This window comes from Streptomyces sp. NPDC047028 (assembly GCF_040644095.1).
In the GTDB taxonomy this organism is placed as follows: Bacteria; Actinomycetota; Actinomycetes; order Streptomycetales; family Streptomycetaceae; genus Streptomyces.
On the sequence record NZ_JBEYVS010000112.1, the window covers coordinates 1 to 4,040 of the forward strand.

Below are 4,040 nucleotides of genomic sequence, written 5' to 3' on the forward strand. Positions count from 1 at the left end.
GTTCCACCAGCAGCGGCATCGGCTCCGAGACGGTGACCAGTTCCCGCAGCGGATGGCGTGCCAGCACCTCCGCCACCTCCGGCGCCAGCGCCGCCTTCACGCGCGCGTGAAGCGAGAGCGAGTCGTCGCCGAGGGCCTTGGCGGCGGCCAGGACCAGCTTGCGCTTCGGGCCCTTGGGGACACCGGCCGCCGCGCGCGCGTACAGTTCGGAGCCCTCCTCCAGCACCAGCCCGGTGTCGATCCCTGCGGGCAGCTTGACGCGGGCCGTGTGGTGCCAGGTGGCCAGCGGATGGCTCCAGGCCTCCACCTCGAAGGTCCAGCGGCCGGGCGCGTCCGGCGTGACCTCCGCGCCCCAGCGGTCGCTGCCCGGGGACAGCTCGCGCATCGGCGTCCAGGGGCCGGGACGCCCCTTGGGATCGCGGAGGACGACGTTCGCGCCGAGGGCGTCGTGTCCCTCCCGGAACACGGTGGCCGACACCTCGAACGACTCCCCGGCCACCGCCTTCGCCGGGCGCCTGCCGCCCTCCACGGCCGGCTTCACGTCACGTACCGGGACGCGGCCGATGACCGGGGCCGTACTCATCCATCTCACCTCCGCCGTGCGCGAAGCCGGGCGCGGGGCCCGGCTTCGCGGTCCTGGTGCGCGCCAGGGCCGGTGCCCTGCCGCGTGGAACGCCACTGTGCGGGGCCGGCTCAGGGCCGGCCCGCCGCGGAACGCCGTCCGGCCGGCGGAGCCCGCCGCCCGGCCCGGCGCGAGACCGGCCGCCCGTCCTGCTCCTGCAGGTAGGTGACCAGCGTGCTGCGCAGATACCGTTCGGCCGCGTCCGCGGCCTCCCGGGCGCAGCGCTTCCCCATCAGCACGCACAGGGTGTAGCCCGAGTCCTCGAATGTGGCCCGGACCGTGCGGTCGTGCGGCGAGGCGAGCATCACGCGCTCCCACGCCCGGTAACGCCGCAACTGCCGGGCCACTTCGGCCTTGGCGGGTAGCAGCATGGCCCTGTTCACCCTCCACGCTCTCGACTGGGCGCGTTCCCGACGGTCGGGTGGTGTCCGCGCACAGGTGGGCACGGCACCGTTACGGCGATCGAGGCTTTCACTTATGGTGCACGCGTGGACACGAAGCGTCTTGTTGGATCTTCAACCATTCTGGTCGCCCCTGGTGCTCGTGTTGCACGAATGGCGTAGCGGTCCCACTGTGGAGGGTGACTCAGAAGCGATCAGCGCTCACGCTTCGTGTCCGGGATCGGTCCCGGGCGGGGGCGAGGGGAGCGGGAGCTTCGCCGGTGAGGAGCAAGCGACGATGAAGACCGCAGTGCCCTGCTACTACCACCTCGACGTGGAAGTCAGCCCCGAACGGGTGGGACAGGTCAGCCGCATCCTGGCCGCCCACCTCCGCTACTGGGACCTCGACAATCTCGTGGCTCCCGTCTGCCGCGGCGCCGAACTGCTGCTGCGGGCCATCGACCAGCACGCGACGGACAAGCACACGTCCATCGAGATGTGGTGGAACGGCCAGCACCTCATCACCGCGGTCGGCGAGGACGACCGCGACCTGCGCCCCGACCAGGACCTGCGCCCCTGCCTGGCGGACATCGCCGCCATGAGCGACGGCTGGGGCTGCTGCGCCTCGGACACCGGCAGCACGATCATCTGGTTCTCCCAGCGGGCCCGCGCCGGCCGGCACGCTCCGCTGGTGCCGACCGCCCCGGCGCCGTCCCTGCGCCAGGTGCTCCAGGTACCGCGCGAGCTGCCGGTGGCCGCCCTGGCCGCCCCGGCGCCCGCCGCGGACGACGCCCTGGAGGGCAGCCGGTGACCGCCCGGAAGTCCCGGAACGGGGTGCCCGTGTGGAGCGGGCACCCCTACCCGTTGGGTGCCGCGTTCGACGGACAGGGCACCAACTTCGCCCTCTTCAGCGAGGTCGCCGAACGCGTCGAGCTGATCCTCGTCGACGACACCGGCACGGAGACACCCGTCCGGCTGCACGAGGTCGACGGATTCGTGTGGCACGCCTACCTGCCCGGGGTCGGCCCGGGACAGCGCTACGGCTACCGGGTGCACGGTCCCTGGCAGCCCGCCCTCGGCCACCGCTGCAATCCGGCGAAGCTGCTGCTCGACCCGTACGCCCGCGCGGTGGACGGCCAGATCGACAACCACGCCTCGCTGTACGAGCGCGCCCAGGACGGACCGGCGGGCGCCGACAGCGCCGGGCACTCCATGCTCGGCGTGGTCACCGACCCCTACTTCGACTGGGGCGACGACCGCCCGCCGAGGCGGCCGTACTCCGACTCGGTGATCTACGAGGCCCACGTGCGCGGCCTGACCCGCACCCACCCGGACGTCCCCGAACGGCTGCGCGGCAGCTACGCCGCCCTGGCCCATCCCGCCGTGATCGAGCACCTGACCTCGCTCGGCGTCACCGCCGTGGAGCTGATGCCGGTGCACCAGTTCGTGCAGGACGGCGTCCTCCAGGACCGGGGCCTCGCCAACTACTGGGGCTACAACACCATCGGCTTCTTCGCCCCGCACAACGCCTACGCCGCCTTCGGCACCCGCGGCCAGCAGGTCAACGAGTTCAAGGCCATGGTGAAGGCGCTGCACCAGGCCGGGCTCGAAGTGATCCTCGACGTGGTCTACAACCACACCGCCGAGGGCAACGAGCGCGGCCCCACGCTGTCCTTCCGGGGCATCGACAACGCCTCCTACTACCGTCTCGTCGACGGCGACTGGGGGCACTACTACGACACCACCGGCACCGGCAACAGCCTGCTGATGCGGCACCCCTACGTCCTGCAGCTGATCATGGACTCGCTGCGGTACTGGGTGACCGAGATGCACGTCGACGGCTTCCGCTTCGACCTCGCGGCCACCCTGGCCCGGCAGTTCCACGAGGTGGACCGGCTGTCGGCGTTCTTCGACCTCATCCAGCAGGACCCGGTGATCAGCCGCGTCAAGCTGATCGCCGAGCCCTGGGACGTCGGCGAGGGCGGCTACCAGGTGGGCAACTTCCCGCCGCTGTGGTCGGAGTGGAACGGCCCCTACCGCGACGCCGTACGGGACTTCTGGCGGGCCGAACCCGGCTCCCTCGGCGAGTTCGCCTCCCGGCTGGCCGGCTCGTCCGACCTGTACGGGCACAGCCGGCGCCGGCCGCGGGCGAGCGTCAACTTCGTCACCGCGCACGACGGCTTCACCCTGCGCGACCTCGTGTCGTACAACGACAAGCACAACGAGGGCAACGGCGAGGGCAACCGGGACGGCGAGAGCAGCAACCGGTCCTGGAACTGCGGGGCGGAGGGCGACACCGACGACCCGGCCGTCCTCGAACTGCGCGCCCGTCAGCAGCGCAACCTGCTGGCCACGCTGCTGCTCTCGCAGGGCATCCCGATGCTCTGCCACGGGGACGAACTCGGCCGCAGCCAGCGGGGCAACAACAACGCCTACTGCCAGGACAACGAGTTGTCCTGGATCGACTGGGACCTCAGCGACGAGCAGCACGCGCTGACCGTGTTCACCCGGCACCTCATCGCCCTGCGCGCCGCGCACCCGGTGCTGCGCCGGCGCCGCTTCTTCCACGGCGAACCCGCCACCCACGCCGACGAGCCGCTGCCCGACCTGATGTGGCTGCGGCCCGACGCACGGGAGATGACCGACCGGGACTGGCACCGGGACGACGCGCACTCGGTCGGCGTGTTCCTCAACGGCGAGGCCATCGCCGAACGCGACTTCCACGGGCGGCGCTTGATCGACGACTCGTTCCTGCTGCTCCTCAACGGCTACTGGGAACCGGTCGACTTCCGCCTGCCCGACGACACCTTCGGCGAGCGCTGGACCACCCTCGTCGACACCGCCGAGCCCGACGGCATCCCCGACGAACGCGAACGCAAGGCCGGCACGAGGCTCCGCGTGGAGGCCCGCAGCATGGTCGTGCTCTCGCGCCCACCGAGAAACCCCGGGTAACCGTCAGGCGGGCGCGCCACGTCGCCGGGTGCGGGTCCGTCGTACCCGCTCGCGCAGTTCCCCGCGCCCCTGAAGGGGCGCGGGGA

4 protein-coding genes are annotated in these 4,040 nt (G+C 71.9%); 2 read left to right on the plus strand and 2 right to left on the minus strand.

All coding sequences use genetic code 11. The annotated features are described in order from the left end of the window. Together ABZ854_RS37055 and ABZ854_RS37060 are read right to left on the minus strand one after the other, a co-directional pair. Positions 1-583 (minus strand): maltotransferase domain-containing protein (locus ABZ854_RS37055; RefSeq protein WP_361220416.1); only part of this gene is annotated, 583 nt, incomplete at its 3' end. 110 nt (positions 584-693) lie between these two features. Further along, on the minus strand, positions 694-993 hold the full coding sequence (locus tag ABZ854_RS37060; RefSeq protein ID WP_129311325.1) for a DUF5133 domain-containing protein: 300 nt from the start codon (positions 991-993) through the stop codon (positions 694-696). Between the two features lie 307 nt (positions 994-1,300). Between ABZ854_RS37060 and ABZ854_RS37065 the strand changes: the two genes are divergently transcribed. Both ABZ854_RS37065 and glgX read left to right on the plus strand, forming a co-directional pair. Beyond that, on the plus strand, positions 1,301-1,813 hold the full coding sequence (locus ABZ854_RS37065; RefSeq protein WP_361220419.1) for a pep a2: 513 nt from the start codon (positions 1,301-1,303) through the stop codon (positions 1,811-1,813). A 23-nt stretch (positions 1,814-1,836) separates the two neighbouring features. Continuing rightward, entirely contained in the window at positions 1,837-3,954 is a 2,118-nt protein-coding gene (gene glgX / locus ABZ854_RS37070; RefSeq protein WP_361220422.1) for a glycogen debranching protein GlgX, read from the plus strand. Positions 3,955-4,040: the final 86 nt, after the last annotated feature.